This is a genomic window from Cupriavidus sp. CPT47-8839-RL05A, assembly GCF_058792255.1.
Genome location: NZ_JBYTEG010000006.1, coordinates 183,380 through 207,526, shown reverse-complemented (window position 1 = coordinate 207,526; position 24,147 = coordinate 183,380). Strand labels below are relative to the sequence as shown.

At 68.7% G+C, this 24,147-nt stretch carries 20 protein-coding genes and 1 pseudogene; 10 read left to right on the top strand and 11 right to left on the bottom strand.

The features are described from left to right. Positions 1–12: 12 nt before the first annotated feature. The 3 genes from nirJ to cobA are packed head-to-tail and all read left to right on the top strand — an operon-like array spanning position 13 to position 3,483. Complete coding sequence (gene nirJ / locus AC3WVS_RS09380) at positions 13–1,176, top strand: heme d1 biosynthesis radical SAM protein NirJ (protein ID WP_492318381.1); 1,164 nt, start codon at positions 13–15, stop codon at positions 1,174–1,176. Further along, on the top strand, positions 1,173–2,672 hold the full coding sequence (locus AC3WVS_RS09375) for a cytochrome D1 domain-containing protein (RefSeq protein WP_492318380.1): 1,500 nt from the start codon (positions 1,173–1,175) through the stop codon (positions 2,670–2,672). Before nirJ ends, AC3WVS_RS09375 begins: the two co-directional genes overlap by 4 nt. Positions 2,673–2,709: 37 nt before the next feature. Further along, positions 2,710–3,483: a uroporphyrinogen-III C-methyltransferase gene (gene cobA, locus AC3WVS_RS09370; protein WP_492318379.1), complete on the top strand. Its 774-nt coding sequence runs from the start codon at positions 2,710–2,712 to the stop codon at positions 3,481–3,483. 127 nt (positions 3,484–3,610) lie between these two features. Here the strand turns inward: cobA and pobA are convergent, their stop codons facing one another. Then, on the bottom strand, positions 3,611–4,780 hold the full coding sequence (gene pobA, locus AC3WVS_RS09365) for a 4-hydroxybenzoate 3-monooxygenase (protein WP_492318378.1): 1,170 nt from the start codon (positions 4,778–4,780) through the stop codon (positions 3,611–3,613). Positions 4,781–4,906: 126 nt separating this feature from the next. On the opposite strand from pobA, the gene AC3WVS_RS09360 reads away from it, so the two are divergent. Further along, complete coding sequence (locus AC3WVS_RS09360; protein ID WP_492318377.1) at positions 4,907–5,815, top strand: helix-turn-helix domain-containing protein; 909 nt, start codon at positions 4,907–4,909, stop codon at positions 5,813–5,815. 4 nt (positions 5,816–5,819) lie between these two features. On the opposite strand, the gene pcaDC is transcribed toward AC3WVS_RS09360, so the two are convergent. The 4 genes from pcaDC to pcaH all read right to left on the bottom strand — a co-directional run bounded on the left by pcaDC (position 5,820) and on the right by pcaH (position 9,804). Beyond that, positions 5,820–6,995 (bottom strand): bifunctional 3-oxoadipate enol-lactonase/4-carboxymuconolactone decarboxylase PcaDC, encoded by a 1,176-nt coding sequence (gene pcaDC / locus AC3WVS_RS09355; RefSeq protein WP_492318376.1) that lies wholly within the window; start codon positions 6,993–6,995, stop codon positions 5,820–5,822. 70 nt (positions 6,996–7,065) lie between these two features. Further along, entirely contained in the window at positions 7,066–8,451 is a 1,386-nt protein-coding gene (locus AC3WVS_RS09350) for a 3-carboxy-cis,cis-muconate cycloisomerase (protein ID WP_492318375.1), read from the bottom strand. A gap of 77 nt (positions 8,452–8,528) precedes the next feature. After that, a complete protein-coding gene (gene pcaG / locus AC3WVS_RS09345; RefSeq protein ID WP_492318374.1) occupies positions 8,529–9,098 on the bottom strand; it encodes a protocatechuate 3,4-dioxygenase subunit alpha in 570 nt (189 codons plus the stop codon). Between the two features lie 4 nt (positions 9,099–9,102). Next, on the bottom strand, positions 9,103–9,804 hold the full coding sequence (pcaH, locus tag AC3WVS_RS09340) for a protocatechuate 3,4-dioxygenase subunit beta (RefSeq protein WP_492318373.1): 702 nt from the start codon (positions 9,802–9,804) through the stop codon (positions 9,103–9,105). Between the two features lie 94 nt (positions 9,805–9,898). Between pcaH and AC3WVS_RS09335 the strand changes: the two genes are divergently transcribed. Further along, positions 9,899–10,852: a LysR substrate-binding domain-containing protein gene (locus AC3WVS_RS09335; RefSeq protein WP_492318372.1), complete on the top strand. Its 954-nt coding sequence runs from the start codon at positions 9,899–9,901 to the stop codon at positions 10,850–10,852. On the opposite strand, the gene AC3WVS_RS09330 is transcribed toward AC3WVS_RS09335, so the two are convergent. After that, the gene (locus tag AC3WVS_RS09330; protein WP_492318371.1) at positions 10,846–12,234 is read right to left on the bottom strand and encodes an MFS transporter; all 1,389 of its coding nucleotides are present in this window, start codon (positions 12,232–12,234) and stop codon (positions 10,846–10,848) included. The two genes, AC3WVS_RS09335 and AC3WVS_RS09330, sit on opposite strands and share 7 nt — an antisense overlap. A gap of 469 nt (positions 12,235–12,703) precedes the next feature. Here AC3WVS_RS09330 and AC3WVS_RS09325 point away from each other — a divergent pair, with 469 nt between their 5' ends. After that, entirely contained in the window at positions 12,704–12,904 is a 201-nt protein-coding gene (locus AC3WVS_RS09325) for a DUF2905 domain-containing protein (RefSeq protein WP_340525616.1), read from the top strand. Between the two features lie 15 nt (positions 12,905–12,919). Here the strand turns inward: AC3WVS_RS09325 and AC3WVS_RS09320 are convergent, their stop codons facing one another. From AC3WVS_RS09320 to AC3WVS_RS09305, 4 genes and pseudogenes are all read right to left on the bottom strand, one after another. Further along, entirely contained in the window at positions 12,920–14,869 is a 1,950-nt protein-coding gene (locus AC3WVS_RS09320) for a methyl-accepting chemotaxis protein (protein ID WP_492318370.1), read from the bottom strand. A 200-nt stretch (positions 14,870–15,069) separates the two neighbouring features. Continuing rightward, positions 15,070–15,669: pseudogene (locus tag AC3WVS_RS09315) on the bottom strand (LysR family transcriptional regulator); the annotation flags it as partial. 35 nt (positions 15,670–15,704) lie between these two features. Next, on the bottom strand, positions 15,705–17,591 hold the full coding sequence (locus AC3WVS_RS09310) for a sensor histidine kinase (RefSeq protein ID WP_492318369.1): 1,887 nt from the start codon (positions 17,589–17,591) through the stop codon (positions 15,705–15,707). A 9-nt stretch (positions 17,592–17,600) separates the two neighbouring features. Next, a complete protein-coding gene (locus tag AC3WVS_RS09305; protein WP_492318368.1) occupies positions 17,601–18,275 on the bottom strand; it encodes a response regulator in 675 nt (224 codons plus the stop codon). Between the two features lie 408 nt (positions 18,276–18,683). Here AC3WVS_RS09305 and AC3WVS_RS09300 point away from each other — a divergent pair, with 408 nt between their 5' ends. Then, complete coding sequence (locus tag AC3WVS_RS09300) at positions 18,684–19,304, top strand: OB-fold protein (RefSeq protein WP_492318367.1); 621 nt, start codon at positions 18,684–18,686, stop codon at positions 19,302–19,304. 297 nt (positions 19,305–19,601) lie between these two features. Then, positions 19,602–20,537, top strand: coding sequence for a BON domain-containing protein (locus tag AC3WVS_RS09295; RefSeq protein WP_492318366.1), 936 nt, complete (start codon positions 19,602–19,604; stop codon positions 20,535–20,537). A 36-nt stretch (positions 20,538–20,573) separates the two neighbouring features. Here AC3WVS_RS09295 and AC3WVS_RS09290 read toward each other — a convergent pair whose 3' ends face one another. Beyond that, positions 20,574–21,500, bottom strand: coding sequence for a LysR substrate-binding domain-containing protein (locus AC3WVS_RS09290; RefSeq protein WP_492318365.1), 927 nt, complete (start codon positions 21,498–21,500; stop codon positions 20,574–20,576). Positions 21,501–21,618: 118 nt separating this feature from the next. On the opposite strand from AC3WVS_RS09290, the gene AC3WVS_RS09285 reads away from it, so the two are divergent. Then, positions 21,619–23,073: an amidase gene (locus AC3WVS_RS09285; protein ID WP_492318364.1), complete on the top strand. Its 1,455-nt coding sequence runs from the start codon at positions 21,619–21,621 to the stop codon at positions 23,071–23,073. 80 nt (positions 23,074–23,153) lie between these two features. Then, a complete protein-coding gene (locus AC3WVS_RS09280; RefSeq protein WP_492318363.1) occupies positions 23,154–24,143 on the top strand; it encodes a Bug family tripartite tricarboxylate transporter substrate binding protein in 990 nt (329 codons plus the stop codon). Positions 24,144–24,147: the final 4 nt, after the last annotated feature.

Sequence of the window (24,147 nt, the reverse complement as noted above, 5' to 3'; positions counted from 1 at the left end):
GAAACCCCGCCCATGTTCCGCCTGTCCCGCTTCATGGAAGCCCTGCGCGATGCCGGCCCGGTGCCGCCGCCGCGCAAGCCCGCCGGCCCGGCGGTGATCTGGAACCTGATCCGCCGCTGCAACCTCAACTGCCGGCACTGCTATGCCACCTCCGCCGACACGGACTTCAAGGGCGAGCTGGACACCGCCGAGGCGCTGCGCGTGCTCGATCAGTTGCGCGATGCGCGCGTACCCGCGCTGATCCTGTCCGGGGGCGAACCGCTGCTGCGGCCGGACCTCTACGAGATTGCCGCACGGGCGCGCGCGCTCGGCTTCCACCTGTCGCTGTCGTCCAACGGCACGCTGCTTGATGCAGCGCATGCCGCGCGGCTAGCGGCGGCGGGCTTCGACTACGTCGGCGTCAGCCTGGACGGCCTGCCCGCCACGCACGACCGCTTCCGCCGCAGCGACGGCGCCTTTGCGCAGGCGCTGACGGGCCTGCGCATTGCGCGCGCGGCCGGTCTGCGCGTGGGCGTGCGCATGACGCTGACCGAAGCCAACGCGGCACAACTGCCCGACCTGGTGGCGCTGACCGAGCGCGAGGGCATCGACAAGTTCTACCTGTCGCACTTCAACTATGCTGGCCGTGCACGCAGCCATCGCGCCGAAGACGCGCACCATGCGCGCACCCGCGCCGCGCTCGACTGGCTGTTCGACCACGTCTGGCAGCGCACGCAGCAGGGCCATGCGGGCGACTTCGTCACCGGCAACAACGATGCGGATGGCGTGTACCTGCTGTACTGGATCGCCAGGCACTTGCCGCACCGCCTGGCGGATATGCGCCAGCGGCTGGAACACTGGGGCGGCAACGCCACCGGGGTCGGCGTGGCCAATATCGACAACCTCGGCAATGTCCATCCCGACACGATGTGGTGGCAGGTGACCGTGGGCAATGTGCGCGAGCGGCCGTTCGGCGAGATCTGGGCCAGCCGCGCCGATCCGCTGATGGCGGGCCTGGCCAGCAAGCCGCGTCCGCTGCAGGGGCGTTGCTCAGGCTGCGCATATCGCGCCATCTGCAACGGCAATACCCGGGTGCGCGCCTTTGCGCTGACAGGCAACGCCTGGGCGGAAGACCCGGGCTGCTACCTGAGCGATGCCGAGATCGCGCATGCGCCGGGCACGGAGGTCGCGGCATGAAGACTGTGCTCCGATGGCTGGTCACCCTGGCCCTTGCCGGCGCCGCGCAGGCCGCCATGGCCGCCGACCCCGCGGCGCTCTACAGCCAGCACTGCGCCGCCTGCCATGGCGCCGACCGCCTCGGCGCCATGGGCCCCGCGCTGCTGCCGGAAAGCCTGGAGCGCTTGCGCGCCGGCGAACTTGACCAGGTGCTGCATGATGGGCGCGCCGCCACGCAGATGCCGGAATTCGCCGCCACGCTGGCCGAGCCTGACTTGCAGGCCCTGGCGCGCTGGCTGCGCACGGCACCCGCAGCCACGCCGCAATGGAGCGCGGAGGCCATCCGCGCCAGCCATATCGTCCACCACGCCCCCGGCAGCCTGCCGGCGCGGCCGGTGTTCAGCGCCGATCCGCACAACCTGTTCGTGGTAGTGGAGGCCGGCAGCCATCATATGACCGTGCTCGACGGGGACCGGCTGGCACCGGTCCATCGCTTTGCCACCCGTTTTGCGCTGCACGGCGGCCCCAAGTTCAGCCGCGACGGCCGCTATGTCTACCTGGCCAGCCGCGATGGCTGGGTCAGCAAGTACGACCTGTGGAACCTGGCCTATGTGGCGGAGATCCGGGTCGGCGTGAACACGCGCAACGTCGCCGTCAGCGATGATGGCCGCTGGGTGCTGGCCGGCAATACGCTGCCGCGCACGCTGGTGCTGCTCAATGCCGACGACCTGTCGCTGGCGCGGGTGATCGACGTGAAGGGGCGCAATGGCGAGGCCTCGCGCGTCTCCGCCGTCTACGACGCCGCGCCGCGCCACAGCTTTATTGCCGCGCTGAAGGATATCGCCGAGGTCTGGGAGATTCCGTATGCCGATGCGGCCGGTGCGCCGCTGCCGGCGCTGGCCCCGCGCGTGGTGGTGCTGGACGACGTGCTCGACGACTTCTTCTTCGATCAGTCCTATCGCCATATCCTGGGCGCTTCGCGCAAGGGTGGCGGCCAGGTGATCGACCTGCTGCAGGGCCGCAAGGTCGCGGCGCTTGCGCTTGGCGGCATGCCGCACCTGGGCAGCGGCATCACCTGGCAGCGCGATGGCCGTGAAGTGATGGCCTCGCCCGACCTCGGGCAAGGCCGCATCACGGTGATCGACATGCAGGACTGGCACACGGTCTCCACCATACCGACCAACGGTCCGGGCTTCTTCCTGCGCAGCCATGAAAACACCCCCTACGCCTGGGCGGACGCCATGATGAGCCCGAAGCGCGACACGCTGCAGGTGATCGACAAGCAAGGCCTGCGGGTGGTCGGCAGCGTCACGCCGAGCCCGGGGCGCACCGCTGCCCACGTCGAATTCACGCGCGACGGGCGCTACGCGCTGGTCAGCCTGATGGAGCGCGACGGCGCCATCGTGGTCTACGACGCGGCCACCTTGCAGGAGGTCAGGCGCCTGCCGATGGACAAGCCCATCGGCAAGTACAACGTCTTCAACAAGACCACGCGCTCGGCCGGCACCAGCCACTGAGCCGGCGTGGTGATGCCCCCCATTGCAGGAGCCCGAGATGCCCCCCCCCCTGAAACCCGGCAAGGTCTGGCTGGTCGGCATCGGCCCCGGCAGCCCGGACCTGGTCACGGTACGCGCCATGCGCGCGCTGGCCGCGGCCGAGGTCTGGCTGGTCGATGACCTGGTCGCGCCGGAGATGTCCTGCTATGCCAGTCCCGGCACCCATGTTGAGTGGGTCGGCAAGCGCGGCGGGCGCTGCTCGGTCAGCCAGGAACGCATCCAGCAGCTGACGCTGCAGCATGCGCTGGACGGGCGCAGCGTGGCGCGCGTCAAGGGCGGCGATCCGCTGCTGTTCGGGCGCGGCGGCGAAGAGGCCGCCTTCCTGCGCGGCCACGGCGTGGCCGTCGAGATCGTCAATGGCATCAGCAGCGGCATGGCCGCCGCGCAGGCACTGGGGATTGCGCTGACGCACCGCGCGCACTGCCACGGCGTGACCTTCGTAACCGGCCATACCAGCGCGCACGGCTCGCCCGACTGGCAGGCGCTGGTGCGTGGCGGCACCACGCTGGTGATCTATATGGGCATGAGCCGGCTCGCGGCGATCCGCGACGGCTTGCTGGCGGCGGGGATGCGCAGCGACATGCCGGCGGCGGTGGTGATGCATGCCGGCAGCGAGCAGGCACGCAGCTGGGCCGGCTCGCTCGGCACGCTCGCCGAAGCGCTCGCGGAGGGGCTGGCCAGCCCGGCCGTGGTACTGGTGGGTGAGGTGGTTGGAGACACGCTGCAAGCGGTGCAAGCGGTGGTGTCGGACGCCGGCTCGCTGGCCGCGTAGCGTCGGCTTCCGGCAAGTTCTACCGAGTTCTGGGGACCCGATTGTGTGCTCCCTTCTCCCGCTTGCGGGAGAGGGGAGCACACCCACAGCATGCGAATGCTGTCAGCAATCGCGCAGTGCACTCAGCTCAATACGGCAACCCCACATAGTTCTCCGCCAACACCCGCGACGCAGCCTCCGACCCCACCAAATAGTCCAGCTCCGCCTGCTGCATCCGCAACGAGAACGCATCCGCATCCGGAAACCGGTGCAACAGCGAAGTCATCCACCACGAGAAACGCTCAGCCTTCCACACACGCTGCAGGCAACGCGCGGAATAGCCATCGAGGCCGCTGGCATCGGCATGGCGGTAACGGGCTTCAAAGCCTTCGGACAACGCCAGCACATCACTGGCCGCCAGGTTCAACCCCTTGGCTCCGGTAGGCGGCACGATATGCGCCGCGTCGCCCGCCAGGAACAGCCGGCCAAAACGCATCGGCTCGCACACAAAGCTGCGCAGCGGCGCAATGCTTTTCTCGATGCTGGGCCCGGTCACCAGCGCGCTTGCCGTCTGCGGATCGAGCCGGCTGCGCAGCTCCTGCCAGAAGCGCTCGTCTGACCAGTCTTCCACGCGCTCGCTAGCCGCCACCTGCACGTAGTAGCGGCTGCGGTGGCGCGAACGCATGCTGCACAGCGCGAAGCCGCGCTCATGGCTGGCATAGACCAGCTCATCGGCAACGGGGGGCGTCTCCGACAACAGCCCCAGCCAGCCAAACGGATAGACCCGCTCGAACACCTGCCGCGCCGCCGCCGGCACGCTCTCGCGGCAGATGCCGTGAAAACCGTCGCAGCCGGCGATGTAGTCGCAGGCCACCTCGTGCATGGCGCCATCCTTGCGATAGCGCACCGACGGCGTGCTGCCGTCGAAACCGTGCACGCTCACCTCCTGCGCTTCATAGACGGTGGGGGTGTCATCGGCGCGGCGCGCATCCATCAGGTCGCGCGTGACCTCGGTCTGCCCGTACACCGTGACGCTGCGCCCGATCAGCGCATGCAGGTCGATATGATGGCGCTGCCCGCCGTACGACAGGGCGATGCCGTGGTGGACCAGGCCTTCCGCATGCAGCCGCCCGGCCACGCCGGCGCGTTCCAGCGCGTCGACGGTGACGCTCTCCAGGATGCCCGCGCGGATGCGGCCAAGCACGTATTCGGGACTGCGTTGTTCGATGATGATGTTGTCGATGCCGGCGCGTGTCAGCAACTGGCCGAGCAGCAGGCCGGCCGGGCCGGCGCCGATGATGGCAACCTGGGTGCGCATGTCTTGTCTCCTTGTGGGTATCGGTCTTCTGCCGCTAAAGATAGTCGGCGCAGACCCGCCAAGGAATGGACAGATCGAACCAATGACAGGACAATCGGAACATCGATGGTAAACACCTAAGCCACCGTGAAACCTGTCCCGACGTACTCGCTGTATGGCATCAATCCCTCGGAACTGCTGGAAAACCAGCTTCATTTCGAATCCATTGCCGCACGCAGCCGCCTGCACGGATGGGAGATCAAGCCCCATCGGCATGATCGATTCCTGCAAATTCTGTACATTCACTCAGGCGCCGGCGAAGCCCTGCTGGAGGAGCGGCGCGAACGGCTGCGCAGCGGTTCGCTGGTAACGATGCCGCCACGGCACATCCACGGCTTTGTCTTCACGCCGGACACCGACGGCATGGTCGTGACCATGACCGACAGCCACCTGCGCACACTGCTGGCGGGTGTGCCGGATGCGCTACCGCTGTTCGCCGATCCGCGCCACGACCGCGTGCGCCGGGGCCACGCGCTGGCCGATACGCTGGCACTGGTTCGCGGCGAGATGGAAGCTGTGTCCGCCTGGCGCGGGGCGTCGCTGTCGGCGTTGCTGACGCTGCTGCTGATCGGCATCGCGCGGTTGGCCAATGCCGCCGCGCCAGCCGCGGCGCGCAGCGACAGCCGGCCCGCGCGGCATTTCCGGCTGTTCCAGCAGCTGCTCGAATCCGACTATCGTGAGCACAAGGACATCACGCACTATGCAGGCGCCATCGGCATCACACCCACGCAGCTCAACCGCGTGTGCCGCCAGGCTTGCGGGCGGTCGGCCCTGCAGATGATCCACGCGCGCGTGCTGGCCGAGGCGCAGCGCGACCTGCTGTTCAGCGACCTGGAGGTCAAGCACATCGCACTGTCGCTCGGGTTCGCTGACGCGGCCTACTTCTCGCGCTTCTTTGCGCGGCTGGTAGGGCAGGCGCCGACTGAGTTCCGGCAGTCGGGGCGTGCGCGGCTGCCGGCATTTGCGATGCCACCGCCCGCGGATGCGGCGGGCTGACCGCTCAGCCTGCCTGGTCGATTTCGGCGAACACCTCCTCGGCCAGGTGAAATGCCGAGTTCGCCGCCGGCACGCCGCAATAGATCGCGGCCTGCAGCAGCACCTCCTTGATCTCGTCGCGCGTCACGCCGTTGTTGGCGGCGGCGCGCAGATGCAGCTTAAGCTCCTCCGCGCGGTTCAGCGCCACCATCATGGCGATCGTCAGCAGGCTGCGCGTATGCCGCGGCAGGCCTTCGCGCGTCCAGATCTCACCCCAGGCATAGCGCGTGATTAGGCTCTGGAACTCCTCGTTGAGCGGTGTCAGCCGCGCGAGCGACCGGTCCACGTGCGCACTGCCCAGCACCTCGCGCCGCACGGCAAGGCCAGCGTCGTAGCGCGCATGATCATCGGTCACCGGCAGCCGGCCGCGCACGAAATCGAGCAGCGCTGCCGTGAAGCGGCCGGGCTGCTCGAAGCTGGAAATATGCGCGGCGGGCAGTTCGACAAAGCGGGCGCCGGGAATCGCGTCGGCCAGCGCGCGGCCTTCCTGCGCGCTGGTTGACGGGTCCTGGCTGCCGGCGATAACCAGCACGGGCACCGTTATCGACGCCACCGACTCGCGGAAATCGGCGTCGCGCACGGCCGCGCAACTGGCCGCATAGCCGCGCGGATCGAGCCCGGCGAGCACATCGCGCAGGCCGTCCAGCGCGCGCTCCGCCGTGGCGGCAAACCCCGGCGTGAACCAGCGCTCGACCGAAGGCGCGACCATCACGGCCATGCCTTCGCGCAGCACGGTGTCGATGCGGGAATTCCAGCCGTCGGCATTGCCGATCTTCGCGGCGGTATTGGCCAGCACGATATGCGAGAACCGCTGCGGCGCATGGATGCCCAGCCACATCCCGGTGAGCCCGCCCATCGACAGGCCACAGAACACCGCCTGCCCGATCCCCAGCGCATCCAGGATGGCGATGACGTCCTGCCCGAGCTGCGCCACGGTAAAGGCATCGCCCGGTGCGGTCGAGCGGCCGTGGCCGCGGGTGTCGTAGCGCACCACGCGAAAGCGCCCTGCCAGCGCGGCGGCCTGCGGCTCCCACATGGTGTGGTCGGTGCCGAGCGAGTTCGAGAACAGGATGGCCGGCGCGGACTCAGGGCCGTCAACGGTGTAGAAGAGCCGGGCACCGGCGTGGTCGAGGTAGGGCAATGCAGTCTCCTTGGGGGCGCGGCCGGCGGCGTGACCGGCGCGTCGTGATAGTTCCGGGCTCAGGGCAGTTTCAGGACAGGCGCGCCACCAGTGCGGATTGCCAGGCCTGCACGGCAGCGTCCGCAAAGGCCGCGGACTGGCCCGCGTAGTTGGCGGGGTCGGCAAGGCGATCCAGCGCGGCGTCATCGAGCAGGCCGGCATGGGCCGGGTCGGATTGCAGCGTACTGGCCAGCGCGTCACGCAGGCTGGTGCCGTCGGCCACCGCACGTTGCGAGGCGCGTTCCACCAGATGGTGCGCCGGCAGCCGGCCGATCCTGCTGCCAAGTTCAAGCATCGCCGCCTCGCCGAGGATCAGGCCATGGGTGAGGCCGAGGTTGGCGCGCATGCGCGCCGCATCGACCTGCAGCCCCGCCACGACCTCACCCATCTGGCGCAGCGCGCCGGCGGCCAGCGTCACGATCTGCGGCAGTGTGTCCCACTCGGCCTGCCAGCCCCCCAGGGCACGCTCATGTTCCTGCACCATGCCCGCCAGCATCGTCGCCACCAGCGGCGGCACGCGCACCGCGGCCGTCAGCACCGCCGCGCAGCCGACCGGGTTGCGCTTGTGCGGCATGGTGCTGGAGCCGCCGCGGCCGGGGCCGGCAGGCTCGGCCACTTCCGCCACTTCGGTCTGCATCATCAGCGAGATATCGCGCGCCATCTTGCCGAGCGTGCCGGTCATCATGCCCAGTGTGGTGGCGATCTCGACCATGCGGTCGCGATGCGCGTGCCACGGCAGCACGGGCGCGGCCAGGTCCAGTTCGCGGGCCAGCGCGGCGGTCACCGCGGGTGCCGCATTGCCAAGGCTGGCGAGCGTGCCGGCGGCGCCGCCGAACTGCAGCACGCGGGCCTGGACACGGGTGGTATCGAGACGGCCGAGATCGCGGCGCAGCGCATCGAGCCAGCCCGCGGCCTTGAGGCCGAAGCTGGCCGGCAATGCATGCTGCAGCCAGGTGCGCGCGACCATCGGCGTGGCCCGATGCGCAGAAGCCAGCGCGGCGCAGGCTGCGCCCAGGCGCACCAGGTCGGCATCCAGCGCGCGCAGCGCGTCGCCGGCCTGGAGCACCAGTGCGGTGTCGATGATGTCCTGGCTGGTGGCGCCCCAGTGGACAAAGCGCGCCGCCTCGGCATCGCGCGCGGCCACGGCGGCGGTCAGTTGCCTGACGAAGGGAATGGCGAGATTGCCGGCGGCGACCGCGGCTTGCGCAAGCGCGTCGCGGTCAATGATGCCGGGGTCGCGGCAGACGTCGGAGATCACGGCAGCGGCCGCGGCAGGGATCACGCCGCTGTCGGCTTCGGCGCGCGCGAGCGCGGCCTCCACGGCAAGCATGCGCTGCACCGTGCCGGCGTCGGAGAAAATGTCCAGCACGGCCGGGCTGCCGGACATGGGATCGGTGAGACGCGAAGCGGTTGGCATTGGGGGCGATGGGTAGCGTGAGTGGCCGTGACATCGACGGCCACCCGATTATGCGTCTGTTGCCGGCAGCGGGGTCTTCAGATGTCGAAGAACACTGTCTCGGCCTGCCCCTGCAGCGCCACGTCCCAGCGCAGCGTACCGTTGCCGGCATCGCTGGCAACCAGCGTGCCGCGGCGCTCGGCGGGGACCAGCGCCAACACGGCATCGGCGGCATTGGCCGCCGCTTCGTCCGGGAAGTACATGCGCGTGGCCACATGCCTGACCAGGCCGCGCATGAACACCGACACCATGATGTGCGGCGCCTGCGGCCGTCCGTCCGGGCCCGGCACGGCGCCCGGCTTGACGGTGACAAAGCGGAACGAGCCGTCGGCCTCGGTCGGCACACGGCCGAAGCCGGTGAAGCCGGGCACCAGCGGCAGTTCGCGGGTGTCTTCAGGATGGCGGTAGCGGCCGGCAGGGTTGGCCTGCCAGATCTCGACCATGCCGTCCGGCACGGGCTCGCCGTCGCCGTCGGTCACGCGGCCTTCGATCACGATGCGCTGGCCGGCCAGTTCCGGGGCGCTGGCGGTCAGGTCGGCGCAGTTCAGGCCGCTCAGGCCGATATGGAGATAAGGGCCGACGGTCTGGGATGCGGTGGCGTAAAGCATGGTCTTACTCCATCGGCGTGGCATCGCGGCCACGCAGCACGATATCGAAACGGTAGCCGAGCGCGTATTCGGGCTGGGTGGTCTCCCAGTCGAAGGCGGCGATCAGGCGGTTGCGCGCTTTCTCGTCCGGCACGCAGTTGAAGATCGGGTCGAACGGCAGCAGGGGATCGCCGGGGAAGTACATCTGCGTCACCAGGCGCGTGGCGTAGGCATTGCCGAACAGCGAGAAGTGGATGTGCTGCGGCCGCCAGGCGTTGTGGTGGTTGCGCCAGGGATAGGCGCCGGGCTTGATGGTCTTGAACTGGTAGTGCCCGTTGGCGTCGGTCACGGCGCGGCCCTCGCCCGAGAAATGCGGGTCGAGCGGGGCGTCGTGCTGGTCGCGCTTGTGCAGGTAGCGGCCGGCGGCGTTGGCCTGCCAGACCTCGACCAGCGCATTCGGCACCGGCCGGCCGTTCTCGTCGAGCACGCGGCCGGTCACGAGGATGCGCTCGCCGATGGGCTCGCCGCCGTTGCCGGCGGTGAGGTCGTTGTCACCTTCGCGGACGAACTCGGCGCCGAAGGTCGGACCGGTCACTTCAGACAGCGACTGCGGCAGCGCAACCAGCGGTTGGCCCGGCGAGCGCTTCTGCGTCGAGGCATAGGGATCGAAGCGGTATTCGGGTTGGGTGTCCCAGTAGGGACGGCGGTACTGGGCAAGTCGGGTCATCGCGCAGTCTCCTTGTCATTGGAATGGTTTGACTTTAAACAGCACATAAAGTCATGTAAATTAAGATTACATCGAAATACGATAACTTTTAGGCATGAAACCACAGGCACCTCCCGCGCTCGAAATCTTCCGCAATCGCGTGCGGCTGCGGCACCTCTATTGCTTCGTGGCGGTATCGCAGACCCAGCACCTGGGCCGCGCCGCCGAACGCCTGGGCCTGACCCAGCCGGCCGTCTCCAAGACACTGAGCGAGCTCGAGGAACTGGCCGGCAGCCGTTTGCTGGTGCGGCAGCGGGCCGGCACCGAATTGACCACCGCCGGCACGCGCTTCCTGCGCCACGCGCTGCGCATCCTCGCGGATATCGATGCCGCGGCGGACAGCATGGCCGGCGCGGATGCACTGCCGCAAGAGCGCATCCGGCTGGGTGCGCTGCCGAGCGTGGTGCCGGCCGTGCTGACCGACGCCCTGCTGCGTTTTCGCGCCGCGCATCCCGAAGTCGGCCTTGCCGTGCAGACCGGCATGAACCGCAACCTTATCGACCAGATCAAGGCGGATGTGCTCGACCTGGTCATTGGCCGGATGGATGACCCGGTGGCCATGGAGAGCCTGTGGTTCGAGGCCCTGGGCCCGGACTCGCTGGCACTGGCGGTTCGTCCCGGGCATCCCCTCGCCGCCGTATCGCGGCCAACCCTGGTTGACGCACTGGCGTGGCCGCTGGTGATTCCGGCCGCGGGCTCGATTCCCCGCCACAACACGGAAAGCCTGCTCGCCCGGCACGGCCTGCCCCTGCCGGGCGGATGCGTGGAAACCTCGGACGCCTATCTCGGACGGCTGCTGGCCCGGCAGAGCGACAGCGTGTGGGCCGCGCCGTTCTCCGCAACCAGGCGCGCGGTATCCGAGGGGGAGCTGGCGCTGCTGCCGATCGATACGCAGGGCACCGAGGAACCGATCGGCCTGCTGCGGCACGGCGACCGCACGCTCACACCGATGGCCGAGGCGCTGGCGAACTGCATTCGCGCCGCGGCCCAGCCTGATGCCGCTCAGTGACTTGCCACGCTTGCGCTGCCATTGACCGAGTCCGAGTCGGCGGCAGCCGCGGGGCGGCTGCTGAAATGCTTCACCAGCAGTGCACCGGCGGCCAGGAACGCCGGCACGGTGAGCAGCGTAAAGATCGTGTCGAAGCCAAGGTGCAGGCGCAGCAGTTCGGCACCGAGCAGCGCACCGGTGATGCCGCCGAAGCGGCCGATGCCAAGCATCCAGGCAACGCCGGTAGCGCGGCCCTGCGTCGGGTAAAAGGCCGCGGCCAGCGAAGGCATCGAAGACTGGGCACCGTTCATGGCCGTACCGGCGAGGAAGATCAGCACGCCCAGCAGCACCTGGCTGCCGGTGCCGTGGCCTACTGCGTAGATCAGCACGCCGGTTGCGGCGTAGGTGATGGCGATGACCTTGTTCGGATTGAAGCGGTCCATGAACCAGCCGGCCGCGATGGTGCCGATGCCGCCACCGAGCGGAAACAGCGCCGTCAGGAATGACGCGTGCTGGATCGAAAAACCGGCGTCCTTCATCAGCGTCGGCATCCAGCTCGTCAGCAGGTAGAAGATGACGAGGCCCATGAAGTAAGTGGACCACAGCATCGCCGAGCCCAGGCGATAGCCGGGGGCCAGCACGGTGCCGATCGCGGATCGGGTCGCAGGGGCCTGCTCGCCGATGATGAAGGTGCTGGCTTCGGGCAGGTCTGCGCCGGTCACGCGCCGCAGCACCTTGCAAATCTGGTCGGCCGGATACTTGCGCAGGACCATGTAGCGCACGGACTCGGGCAACAGCACCACCAGCAACAGCGCGAGCGCAAGTGGCACGATGCCGCCAAGCAGCAGCACGCTATGCCAGCCGAAGTGCGGAATCATCGCGGCGGCGACAAAGCCTCCGGCCGCGGAACCCAGCGGAAAGCCGCAGAACATGGTGTTCACCAGCACCGCACGGCGGCGTTGCGGCGCGAACTCCGATGTCAGCGTCACGGCATTGGGCATGGCGGCGCCCAGGCCAAGGCCGGTCAGGAAGCGCCAGACCGTGAGCCAGCCCAGCGTGGGCGCAAACGCGGTGGCGAGACTGCAGGCGCCAAAGAACAAGACTGACAGCACCAGCACCTTCTTGCGGCCGACCCGATCAGCCAGCGGACCGGCGAAGATCGCACCGAAGGCAAGACCGAACAGGGCCGCGCTCATGACGGGCCCGAGGGCTGCTTTCTCGATCCCCCAGTCCTGCACCAGCGCCGGCGCGATATAGCCCATTGCCGCGGTATCGAAGCCGTCAACGGCCACAATCAGGAAGCACAGGCCAAGAATGAGCCACTGGTAACCAGTGAACCGCTGGCCGTCGATCAAGGCCTGGACGTCTGCGACGCCGCCTTTGGTTTGGGTGGGATGTTGCACTGCTGTCTCCGTTTGCCTGGAAATCGCACTAGCCGTCCTGCAGGCCGGACATGCGATTTTGTTCTAATTGCGAACTGATGTTCTCCAATTGAACGAAATCTTAGGCAGCAGGCATTGCGACCCAGAATTAGCGTTAACCCGGCGGGAAATTGGCCGTCCAGCGTGGGGGCTTTCACCGGAACGAGCCATTTTTGTGGAACCAGATTGAACATCTGGGTAAGCGGAGAGTGCTTTCTATCAGGAAACCGGCTGGTCGTGAAATTTACTAGCAGACTAGCCGTGCGGCATTTCGGCGGCATAACGAAATTTCATGTAAAGAGCGCCAACTCTCAATTTACATTCCGAAACCCACGACCTATAGTCTCGCCCCCGGCGTGCCGAGCCGATGCAATCCTGCGGCGACGTGCCCGTCCAACGTCTCAGGACACGCGGCGCGGCAAGCCGCCGGCCCAACCGAATCCATCCGATCATGCAACGCGTGCTTCTCATCCTTGGCTGCCTGCTGATCGCAGCCGCCGCTGCCTGGCCCTGGCTGTCGAAGCTGCCGCTCGGGCGGCTGCCCGGCGATATCCATATCGTCCGGGACGGGTTCAGCTTCTACTTTCCGATCACGACCTGCATCCTGGTGTCGGTGCTGGTGTCGGTCGTGATCTGGATCTTCCGGCGCTGAGCACCGCGAGGCGGACTAGGCTTGCGCTTCGGTCCGGAATACCGCCACCGCCCGCTGCATATGCAGCGCCTGCTCCTGCAGCGACTGCGCCGCCGCGGCGGCCTCCTCCACCAGCGCGGCGTTCTGCTGCGTGACCTGGTCCATCTGCGTCACCGCCTGGTTGACCTGGGCGATGCCGCTGCTCTGCTCGCGCGACGCATGGCTGATCTCATCCATCATCGCTGTCACGCGGCCTATGGCGGCAACGGTGTTCTCCATGGTCGCGGCAACGTCCAGCGCCAGCGTGTTGCCCGACGCCACGCGCTGCGCCGATTGCGAGATCAGCGTGCGGATCTCCTTGGCCGAGCTGCCGGCGCGCTGCGCCAGCCCGCGCACTTCGGTCGCCACCACCGCGAAGCCGCGGCCGGCCTCGCCCGCGCGCGCGGCCTCCACCGCCGCGTTCAGCGCCAGGATATTGGTCTGGAAGGCGATGCCGTCGATCACCGCGATGATGTCGACGATGCGCCGCGAATCGGCCTCGATCTCCTGCATGGTCTGCTGCATCCGCCCGACCGCGTCGCCGCCGGCGCGCGCCACGTCAGACGCCTCGCGCGCCAGCTCGCTGGCCTGGCCGGCATTGCTGGCGTTCTGCTGCACGGTGGCCGTCAGCTGCTCCATGCTGGCCGCGGTCTGCTCCAGCGACGAGGCCTGCTCCTCGGTGCGCTGCGACAGGTCGATATTGCCCTGCGCGATATCGCCCGCCGCCGCCAGCACGTTGTGCGCGCCGGCCTTGGTGTCGCCGATCAGCGCGCGCCAGCTGTCCACCAGCGACAGCAGGTGCCGCTTGATCTCGCTCAGTTCGTCGCGCCCGCGCACCGCGATGCGCAGGGTCAGGTCACCCGCGTTGATGCGCTCGACCATCTCAGCGACCTGCCGCACGTCGCCGCGCATGCCGCGGCTGAAGCCGATGAACAGGTAGAACGCGGCGGCCACGGTCACCAGCGCAATGCCCGCCAGCAACACGAACTGCCTTTCCTGCACCGCGACACGCTGTGCCAGCATGGCGCCCGCGACCTCGGCAAACGCCTTGTTGGCGGCAGCCACGCCTTCGATGGCCGCGGTGGCCTCGTCGAAATATGTCCTGGCATCGATGTCGATGCCGGTCGCGCCCAGCATCCGGACCTTGAGCGTGCGATGGAAGTTGTCCATCGCGGCGAGCCGCGCCAGCGCGGCGTCGATGCGCGGCCGGTACGCCGGTGCCGCGTTCCCGACGCGCGCGATGTCGCGCCGCACCGTTTCCAGCCCGTCGTGGATCTGCTCGGCGAGCGCGCCCAGGCCCGCCTGCTGCGCGGCATCGGCATAGCCGCCCTGAGCGATGATGCCGGCCCCGCGGCCGCGCGCCAGCGCGCTCAGCTCGGCCAGGCGCGGCATCGGTCCCACCAGCAGGTTGATCAGGTAGTACGAGCCCGCTTCACTGTCCAGTGCGAGTTGCGAGCGCTCGGCCAAGTCGCCGATAAACACCTGCGTCTGCCGCACCAGCGCGCTGTGGCGCTCGAACAGCGGCCCGGCCGTGGTGTCCAGGCCCAGCCCGCGCAGATGCTGCCAGTCCTGCTCCAGCTTGCGCGCCCCCGCTGCCAGTTCGAAGGCAGGATTTTCCGCGATGCTGCGCGTCAGCCCCGCCAGGCCGGCCGCGGCCTTGTTGTCGGCCGCATCGAAGGTGGCACGAAAGGCTGTATTGCCCGACAACACCGCATTGGCAGCGCCGCGCCGGACCTGGGTCTCGCGCATGAAGTCGAGCGCATGCCCGACCACGGCGAGCCCCCGCGCTTCATCGCCGGTGGTGCGGATCAATCGCGCCGCATCGCTCAGCACCACGTACATGGCGCCGCATAGCGGCACCAGGAACAGCACGGCTATGAGCGCGAGCTTGCGGTTGATATTCAGGCGCGCCATCAGGCGCTCGGCGGGAAGGAAAATGGGAGTCATGGCGGTCGCGGAACTTGGCTTGGTTTTCCTCCTATCGGCCTTGATTTGCAGGCCTGAAGCACGGATTGCGAAGGTCTTGATAATGCGCAAATCCAGTGCAGAAAACGCGCTGAAGTGGGGCAGAAGGCACGGGTTACGGGCAGTGTCGGCACCGCTGCCTACCCGCGTGCACCGAAGACGTGTGGGGTATCGGGCAGGGGCGTCTGCGTGTTCTGCAGCACGACCTCGTTACGATAGAAGGTGCGCAGCGCCAGCCATGGCAGGCCCTCAAGGTCTTCCGGCCGGCGTGGCAGCGGCTTGCCCTCAAACAGCGACGGTGCGGCAAAGACCGCGCGCGGCACGTCGGCGAGCCGCACCGCCACCACGCCGGGTTCATGCTCCTCGCCCACATGGATCGCGCAATCGATAGCCTCGGCGATGAAATCCGGGGTGCGGTCATGCAGCAGCCATTCCACCGAGACGTCGGTGTACTGCTGCAGGAAGCCGGCCAGCGGGCCGACCAGCAGCTCCTGCCCGAAAGCGTGCGGCACCACCACCCGCAGCGTGCCTGCCGGCGCATGCCCGACCCCGCGCACGTCGGCCTCGAACATGGTCCAGTCGGCCACCAGTTCCTTGGCACGCTCATAGCAGCGCTCGCCGTCCTCGGTCAGCTTCATCGCATGCGTGGAGCGCTGCAGCAGGCGCACGCCGAGCAGCCGCTCCAGCGTCTGCAGGCGCCGGCTGACGGTGCGCTGGGTCGTCTGCAGCTGCGCTGCCGCGATCGACAGGCTGCCGGCCTCGACGATGCGCACAAAGGTCTGCGTGGCGCGCGCTGAGGGCCACGCAGACCGGCCCTCTACGCGACGGGCGCGAGCCCCTCGCCGTCCGTGCCGGCCTCCTCGCCGTCTCCCGGCGCCAGCGGAACCTCCACCGTCAGTGCCGTACTGCCCGGCGCCGACCGGATCTGCAACCGGCCGCCGATGGCCGCCGCGCGCACGTGCATATTGCGCAGCCCGCGCCCGCCGCGCGTGGCCCCGGTGTCGAAGCCGCGGCCGTTGTCGGCCAGCGTGATCCGGATCACCTGTGCGTCCATGTCCGCGTGGGCGGTCACGGTAAGGGCCGTTGCCCGCGCGTGCTGCAGCACGTTGGTGATGCCTTCGAGCAGCAGGTATTGCAGCTCCTGCACCTTGCGCGCGGTGAAATGCGCCAGCGCGGGCAGGCGCTCGACCTCCCAGTGGATATCGAGGCCGCCATCGGCGATGCGCGGACCCAGGCGGTAGCGCAGGTTGCCCAGCACCGCCGCCAGGTCGCCGCCGGTGTCCTGCATGGCGTCGATGGAAAGCTTCAGCGAATCCAGGGCGTGCCGGACCTGCACGGCGATTTCCGGCGAGCTGGCCTTGCCGGATTCCAGCATCGAGATCGTGGTGACAAGCTGGCTGCCCAGGCCATCGTGCATGTCGCGCAGGATGCGGCCGCGCTCGCGCAGCGCGGTCTCCTCCGCGGCGATCTTCTGCGTGCGCGCGAAGGCCGCGCGCAGCTGCGCCTCGCGCTGCGCGACGCGCTCGGTCAGCACCTGGTTGGCGTCCTGCAGGCTCTGCACCGCGCTGGTGTAGCGCTCCACCAGCATCCACGCCATCACCACGCTGAACGGCACCGACACATAGCGGGTCATGGAATGGACCCAGTAGTAGTCGCCGGTCAGCCAGACCTTGATCCAGTCCGCCAGGAACAGCACCGCCGACACGCCCACGGTGGCGGCCAGCAGCGTTGCCTCGCGGCTGGGCCGGCGCAATGCGCCCCATACCATCGCGCCGGCCACGGTCAGGATGATGCCCACCTTGACCAGCCAGCTCAGCGGAAAGACCATCGGGTGGCTTGACATGGCGGCCAGCGGCGCGATCACCGGCAGCGCCAGCCACAGGTAGGCGTTGAGGGTGCGATGCAGCCAGCGCCACGGCACGCGGATCACCAGCAGGCAGAACCTGGCGATGGCGCCCAGGAATACCTCGCGCGCGGCGGCGACGACATAGCTGCGCAACTCCGCGGGAATCGCCAGGTCATCGACAAAGTAGTCGAGCAGGCGCACGCTCCAGGCGACCTCGGCCAGCCCGTACAGGCCGAACAGCGGATCGCGCTGGCGCCACCAGATCAGCAGCGCGAGGCCGCCCAGCACGACACTGAGCACCGCCGCAATCAGCGGGCCGACCACGCGCAGGCGGAAGGCCTGGTCGAACTGCGCGCGCACTTCAGCAGCCGGGCCCACCGTCACCGGCAGCAGGCCCGAGCGCGCATAGGCGCGCGCCGCCACGGTGATGCGCAGCAGATTGCCGTGCGCGCGCGCCAGTTCGGGCGGCACGGCCGCGTAGTAGGGGCGCTTGGCCAGCGCCGACGAGGGGGCGTCCAGGCGCCCACCGGCGGCGATCAGCACGCCATTGAGGCGCACCTCGTAGCTGCCGCCGGCCCATGGCACGAACAGCCCCCCGGGGTCAGCCGCGGGCCAGTTGCGGTCAAAGCGCAGTTCGTAGACCAGCGTGCCGGACTTGCCCGGCTGCTCCCGATCCCAGTAGTCAGGCAGCGTCAGCGGGAGCGCCGGCAGCGCCGTGCCGTCGGTCAGCGTGGCCGAGCGCGTGGCCGCGGCCAGTTCCATCGTGCCCGCGGCTGCCGCCATGCCGGGCAGCATCAGGCAGGCCCATGCCAGCAGCACGGCAAGCACGGTCCGGAGGTGGCGCGGCCGATGCAGCATGGGGTGGGGTCACAAGGACTTGAGCAGGCCCAGCTTGGCCGCCTCGAACACGGCCTCGCCGCGCGAGCGCACCGCCAGCTTGCCGTATATGTTCTTGATGTGCGATTGCACGGTATGCACGCTCAGACCCAGGTAGCGGGCAGTCTCGGCATAGGTATAGCCGCGCGAGATCAGGTCCAGGATCTCGTTCTCGCGCACCGACAGCACCACCGCGCCGGTGGCCGCGGCATCGCGCGCAACCGCCTCGGCCGGCGCGCCGCGCAGCCGGTTCACCACCTGCCGCGCGATCAGCGGGCTCATCGGCGATCCACCCGCGCGCAGTTCGCCGATGGAGGCGGCGATGCGGTCCGTGGTTTCGTCCTTGAGCAGGTAGCCGATGGCGCCCGCCTCGATGCTGGCCAGCACGTGCTGGTCGTCGCCGAACACCGTGACCACCATGCAGTCGCAGGCGGGATAGCGCTCGCGCGCGGCGCGGATCACGTCAATGCCGCTGCCGTCCGGCAGGCCGAGGTCGCACAGCAGCACGTCGGGCTGGTGCTGCGCCAGCCAGGCCAGCGCTTCCGCCGCGCTGGCGGTGCAGCCTGCCACCACGGTGGCCGGCGCATGCATCTCGACGGCCTGCACCAGCCGGCTCAGTGCCGCGGGATCGTCCTCGACGATCAGGACTCTTGTTGTGCTTGCCATGCCTGTGTTCCCGAGCCGTGCCGTTGTGCCGCCCGCTGTGCTGCTGGTTGTCCGGCCAGTCTTGCTGCCCGTCCTGCCGCATGCTGTGCCGCGTACGACGGCGGATTCTGACATATCCGCCCGCGCATGGGACGGCCGGGCGGCTCTCTTCAGGGTAAACGCCGCCGCGCTTGTCAGCCGCCCCTGACTCATCGCATGGCCGCGCGCCGTTGCCCATCCCATATTCTGGGGAGGCGCCGAACCGGCCGGCTCCTGAGCCCGTGGCCGGATAGCCCCGTTCGGGGGATACCACCCCCATTTTTTCCGGAAATAGAGCGTTTTTGCCAGTTCTGTTGGATTTTGCAGGCTGTACGAATACAATGCCCCGGCGTCAGCCGAGGGTGCTGGCGGACCTGGAGAAAAAAAGAAATGAAGACGGGAAAACTGGTGGTAGGGCTGGCGCTGGCCGGGTTGCTGGCGGGGTGTGAATCGATGGACGGCGCGATGTCCTCCATCAGCGGCGTGCTCGACGGCACCGGCGACGTGCTGAGCGGCGACTTCCGCATGCTGGCGGATCCGAAGCCGGCTTCGCTGGGCGATATCTGGTCGGACTGGAAGAAGAACGAAATCACCGCGAAGAAGAAGTGGGATTCGCAGGCAATCCTGGTATCGGGTACGGTGTCCCGCATCACCAAGGTGGATGGCCTGCGCAAGTCGGACGACACCATCGCCGTCTACTTCAAGGACTCGGTCAATCCGCAGTGCACCGGCAAGGCGCTGATGCGCGACGCGCTGATGGTCAACCAGAAGAAGATCAGCAACCTGCAGACCGGGGACAAGGTCAACGTCACCGGCGTGCTGGCCACGCGCGATTCGGAAATGGCCAACAGCAGCAATACCGAATGCTATTTCGCGTTCAGCAAGTCGAAGATCGAACCAGCGGCCAATACCACGGCAGCTGCCGGCAGCGCAGCCGCTCCCGCCAAGGCAGCCATGACCACCAAGTCGACCAAATCGACAAAGTCGACCAAGACCAGCAGCACGAAGTAAACCAGCCAAAGGCGGCGACGGGCGGCGGAATGGCCGCCTCGCCCCAGGCTATGCGTTTGGCGTCCCCCTGCCCGCACCATGTGGATCCTGCGGCACGGCACGCCCGTCCTGCCCTGCATCCCTTACAAGCTCTGAAACCGTTGCACGGTAGTGCACGCCAAAGTGCCGCAAACCCCCGTCCGCGGGGCACCCCTCCACACGGTACGAATCTTGCCCCTTCCTGATTACCCGCCAGCGGTTCGCGCACGGCATGTGCGCCCGCACATGGCGCCACACGCACACTGTCAGGAAAACAGCATGGGCTACTACTACGATGAGCGCAATGCGCGCAACGCGCGCCAACGCCGCCAGGCATGGCAGGACGATGACTGGCAACCTGAATCCGAACAGGAGCGCTGGCAAGCGCGGCGTCGGCGCCAGCAAATGGCCCCGGGCCAGACCAGCTACGGCGACCCTGCCCGCCCGGACCGGGATTTCAACGAAGTGTACGGCGCCCGCAGGTACCCGGAACACCCGTCCAGCGAGCGTTACGGCAGCAACCTGCGCTACGGCCTGAACGGCGGCTATGGCTGGGAGCGTGCCAGCGAATGGCGCGACCCGCAGGCGTGGCAACGCGACGACGACAACGCCGAGCGCCAGTGGCGCCGCAGCGCCGAACGCGCACGGGATCCGCGTGAATCGCCGCGCACGCGCGGCCATGACACCCACTTCAGCGACCTGCGCAGCGACACCCGCTACTGGGTCGACCCGCACGAGGACTGGGAAGAGAAGCAGCGCTATGAAATCCGGCGCCACAGCCCGGGCTACCGGGAATATGCGCAGCGCCGCGGCTGGGAAACCGACAGCCCCGATGACGAGCGCGAAGGCTCGCATGGCGTGCTCTACAACCTGGGCCGCCGCATAGGCGAAGCCGTGGGCGACTGGTTCGGCAGCTCCGAACGCCGCACCGGCCCGCGCGGCTACCAGCGCAGCGACGAGCGCATCCGCGACCAGATCTGCGAGCAGCTCAGCTACGCGCGCGGCGTTGACGTCAGCGACGTCAGCGTCGACGTCAGCGAAGGCGTGGTGTCACTGACCGGCACCGTGCGCGACCGCGGCCAGAAGTTCTATATCGAAGACCTGGCCGACGGCACCTACGGCGTCAAGGAAGTCAACAACGACATCCGCGTGCGCCGCGAGGCCCCCGAAGCCCGCAGCACCAGCGATGTGACCGGCAGCACCTGGCGCGGATAACGCCAACGGTGGCGGGCGCTCCAGGCCGAGAACGGCCTAGGCGCCCGCCACGCCAACCTCTGCCGCCAGCCGTTCGCGGATAAACCCCAGGAACGCACGCACACCCTCAGGCAATGTGCGGCCGGCCAGCGTCTGCAGCTCGACCGCGCGGCTGCGCATGCCGCGCTCCCGGATCGAGGCGGCATGCAGTTCACCGCGGCGCAACCTGTCGCCCACGGTGACGGCGCCGGAGATCGACAGCCCGCCACCATGCAGCACGAAGCTGGTCAGGGTCTCGAAGTGGTTGGTCACCAGCACCGGCTCGAACACCACCCCGCGTTCGCCGCAAGCGATGTCGAACAGCTGGCGCACGGTGTTGTCGCCCTCCGGCAGCGCCAGGGGATAAGGCTGCATCTGGGCCAGCGTGACGCTGCGAAAGCGCGCCAGCGGATGGTCCGGCCGCATGATGGCGATCACCGGCGCGGGCTGCCGGTGCTCCACGCGGATGCCCTGCTCCGCGGCGCGGCTGTAGGTGATGCCAATGTCCGCCTCGCCATGCAGCACGATGCCGGTGACCTCCGCCGGCGGCGCCACGCGCACATGAAACTGCAGGCCCGGATAGCGCTGGCGGAATTCGCCAATGATGCGCGGCAGGAACTCGATCGCAAACCCCGCCGAGCTGGCCACCCGCACCCGGCCCCGGCGCAGGCCCTGCAGCGCGGCAATCTCTGACACCACCCGATCGGCTTCCAGCGCGCCGCGCAGGGCATAGGCTGCCAGCAACTCCCCGGCGGCGCTCGCCACCATGCCACGCGGCCGGCGGTCGAACAGCGGCACGCCGAGCAACGCTTCGAGCGCGGCGACCTGGCGGCTCACGGCCGACACGGTGACATTCAGCCGCTGCGCCGCCTCGGTCAGCGAGCCGCTGCGTATCACCTCCAGGAAATAGCGCAGCGAGGTTTCCTGCAGGCGATGCGACAGCATGGGCGGCTCCGGGGCTGGTTTGCGTTTTACGCAAGGATATTTGAAAAAATCATCGATTGCGGGAAACCGTGCGTCGCCCGTATGCTTTTTCCCGACACCACAGGAGACACCCCGAGCCATGGCGCCCACCCAGACCCCCGATCCCATCACCGAACTCGATGCCGTCGCCCTGTCGCGCGCCATCCATGCGCGCGAGGTCTCGTGCGTGGAAGTGCTCGATGCTTTCCTTGGCCAGATCGACCGCCATAACCCGCGCGTCAATGCCATCGTGGCGCCGGTGGAGCGCGACACCTTGCGCGCGCAGGCCGCCGGGCTCGACGCCGAACTGGCACGCGGCGCCAGCCGCGGCCCGCTGCACGGCTTCCCGCAGGCGCCCAAGGACATCAGCCCGGCCGCGGGCATGGTCACCACCAAGGGCTCGCCGATCTTCGCCGGGCAGGTCAGCGAGTCCGACGCCGTGATCTTCGAGCGCATGCGCGCCGGCGGCGCGGTCTTCGTCGGGCGCACCAACTCGCCGGAGTTTGGCCTGGGCGGCCATACCTACAATCCGGTCTACGGCACCACCCGCAACGCCTTCGACCCGGCGCGCTCCGCCGGCGGCAGCAGCGGCGGCGCCGCGGTGGCCGTGGCGCTGCACATGCTGCCGGTGGCGGATGGCTCTGACATGATGGGGTCGCTGCGCACGCCCGCGGCGTTCAACCACGTGTATGGCCTGCGCACCTCGGTCGGCTGCGTGCCGCACGGCCCGGGCGACGAGGTCTTCTTCCAGCAGTTCAGCGTGGCCGGCCCGATGGCGCGCAACGTGCCGGACCTGGCCCTGCTGCTGTCGGTGCAGGCCGGCTTCGATGCGCGCCTGCCGCTGACGCACCGCACAGAGGCGCCCGGTACCTTCACGCTGCCGCCCGAACGCGACTGGGCCGGTGTGCGCATCGGCTGGCTGGGCAACCTGGGCGGCCACCTGCCGACCGAAGCCAGCGTGCTCGATACCTGCGAACAGGCGCTCACGCACCTGCGCACGCTCGGCTGCACCGTCGACACCGCGCTGCCCGAGTTCGACCTGGAGCGACTGTGGCACGCGTGGATCGACCTGCGCAGCTTCTCGGTGGCTGGCGCCAACGCGGCGCTGTACCACGACCCGGCCAAGCGCGCGCTGCTCAAGCCTGAGGCCGCATGGGAGATCGAGCGCGGCCTGGCCCTGCCGGGCACGCGCGTGTACGAAGCCCTGTGCGAGCGCAGCGCGTGGTACCAGGCACTGCGCTCGCTGTTCGAGCGCTTCGACTACCTGGTGCTGCCGGCCGCGCAGGTGTTCCCGTTCGATGCCGACTGGGACTGGCCGCACGCCATCGACGGCCGCGACATGGACACCTACCACCGCTGGATGCAGGTCGTGGTGCCGGCCACCATGGCCGGGCTGCCCGCCCTGGCCGCACCCGCCGGCTTCGGCCCCCGGGGCCTGCCGGCCGGCATCCAGATCATCGGCCCGGCGCAGGCCGACGCCGCGGTGCTGCAGCTCGGCCATGCCTATGACCAGGGCGGCGGCTTCTCGCGCGTGCGCAGCCCCTGGCTCGATTGAGCCTTCGGCTGGTCCCGGCCCCGCTTCGTATTGCTTCCGATTGCCTTCTATTCCTACAACTGCCGGCAGGAGTGCCAACGATGACCGCAATGCCCCAGAAGCCGTTTCTCGCCTGCGCCGCCGCCCTGACCGCGGTGCTGTCCGCAACGCCCGCCGCCGCGCAGGCCCAATCCTGGCCGGACCGCCCGATCCGGCTGGTGGTGCCCTTCGCCGCAGGCGGCGCCACTGACGTGCTGGGCCGCCTGCTGGCAGTCGGCCTCGGCGAAAAGCTCGGCCAGTCGGTGGTGGTCGAGAACAAGCCCGGCGCCAGCACCGTGATCGGCGCCACCCAGGTATCCAAGGCCGCGCCCGACGGCTACACGCTGCTGCTGGCGGCCAGCACCACGCTGACGCTGAACCCGGCCATCCGCCAACACCTGGGCTACGACCCCATCAAGAGCTTCACCCCGCTGGGCCTGGTCGCCGACATGAGCCTGGTGCTGGTAGCCAATCCGGACACGCAGATCACCTCGCTCAAGGATCTGGTGACGCAGGCCAAGGCCCACCCCGACAAGTTCTCCTACGGCTCGTTCGGCGCCGGCTCCTCGGTGCATTTCGGCGCGGAGATGCTCAAGTCCGCCACCGGCATCCGCATGGTCCACGTGCCCTTCAACGGCAGCGCCCCCAGCCTGACCGCGCTGGCCGGCGGCCAGGTGCAGGTCGCCGTCGATACCGTCGTGGCGACCCTGCCGCTGATCAAGGGCGGCAAGATCCGGCCGGTGGCGGTGCTGTCGCCGCAGCGACTGCCGGCGATGCCGCAAGTGCCGACTGTCGCGGAGAGCGGGTATCCCGGCTTCCAGATGGGCACGTGGTTCGCGCTGCTGGCACCCGCGGGCCTGCCCGCGCCAGTACAGCAGAAACTGGAGAAGGCCCTGGCCGACGTCGCCAACGCGCCGGCTACCAAGGCACGCATGGTCGAACTGGCGCTGACGCCGGCTTATGGCAATGGCGCGGCGGTGAAGGCGCGGGTGGAGAAGGAATTGCCGGAGATGCGGGCGGTGGCGGCGCGGGCGGATATTCGGGCGGAATAGTGAC

Coding starts and splice junctions, on each gene's coding strand:
- nirJ (WP_492318381.1), top strand. CDS start 13: ATGTTCCGCCTGTCCCGCTTCATGGAAGCCCTGCGCGATGCCGGCCCG.
- AC3WVS_RS09375 (WP_492318380.1), top strand. CDS start 1,173: ATGAAGACTGTGCTCCGATGGCTGGTCACCCTGGCCCTTGCCGGCGCC.
- cobA (WP_492318379.1), top strand. CDS start 2,710: ATGCCCCCCCCCCTGAAACCCGGCAAGGTCTGGCTGGTCGGCATCGGC.
- pobA (WP_492318378.1), bottom strand. CDS start 4,780: ATGCGCACCCAGGTTGCCATCATCGGCGCCGGCCCGGCCGGCCTGCTG.
- AC3WVS_RS09350 (WP_492318375.1), bottom strand. CDS start 8,451: ATGCCAACCGCTTCGCGTCTCACCGATCCCATGTCCGGCAGCCCGGCC.
- pcaG (WP_492318374.1), bottom strand. CDS start 9,098: ATGCTTTACGCCACCGCATCCCAGACCGTCGGCCCTTATCTCCATATC.
- pcaH (WP_492318373.1), bottom strand. CDS start 9,804: ATGACCCGACTTGCCCAGTACCGCCGTCCCTACTGGGACACCCAACCC.
- AC3WVS_RS09335 (WP_492318372.1), top strand. CDS start 9,899: ATGAAACCACAGGCACCTCCCGCGCTCGAAATCTTCCGCAATCGCGTG.
- AC3WVS_RS09325 (WP_340525616.1), top strand. CDS start 12,704: ATGCAACGCGTGCTTCTCATCCTTGGCTGCCTGCTGATCGCAGCCGCC.
- AC3WVS_RS09320 (WP_492318370.1), bottom strand. CDS start 14,869: ATGACTCCCATTTTCCTTCCCGCCGAGCGCCTGATGGCGCGCCTGAAT.
- AC3WVS_RS09310 (WP_492318369.1), bottom strand. CDS start 17,591: ATGCTGCATCGGCCGCGCCACCTCCGGACCGTGCTTGCCGTGCTGCTG.
- AC3WVS_RS09305 (WP_492318368.1), bottom strand. CDS start 18,275: ATGGCAAGCACAACAAGAGTCCTGATCGTCGAGGACGATCCCGCGGCA.
- AC3WVS_RS09300 (WP_492318367.1), top strand. CDS start 18,684: ATGAAGACGGGAAAACTGGTGGTAGGGCTGGCGCTGGCCGGGTTGCTG.
- AC3WVS_RS09295 (WP_492318366.1), top strand. CDS start 19,602: ATGGGCTACTACTACGATGAGCGCAATGCGCGCAACGCGCGCCAACGC.
- AC3WVS_RS09290 (WP_492318365.1), bottom strand. CDS start 21,500: ATGCTGTCGCATCGCCTGCAGGAAACCTCGCTGCGCTATTTCCTGGAG.
- AC3WVS_RS09285 (WP_492318364.1), top strand. CDS start 21,619: ATGGCGCCCACCCAGACCCCCGATCCCATCACCGAACTCGATGCCGTC.
- AC3WVS_RS09280 (WP_492318363.1), top strand. CDS start 23,154: ATGACCGCAATGCCCCAGAAGCCGTTTCTCGCCTGCGCCGCCGCCCTG.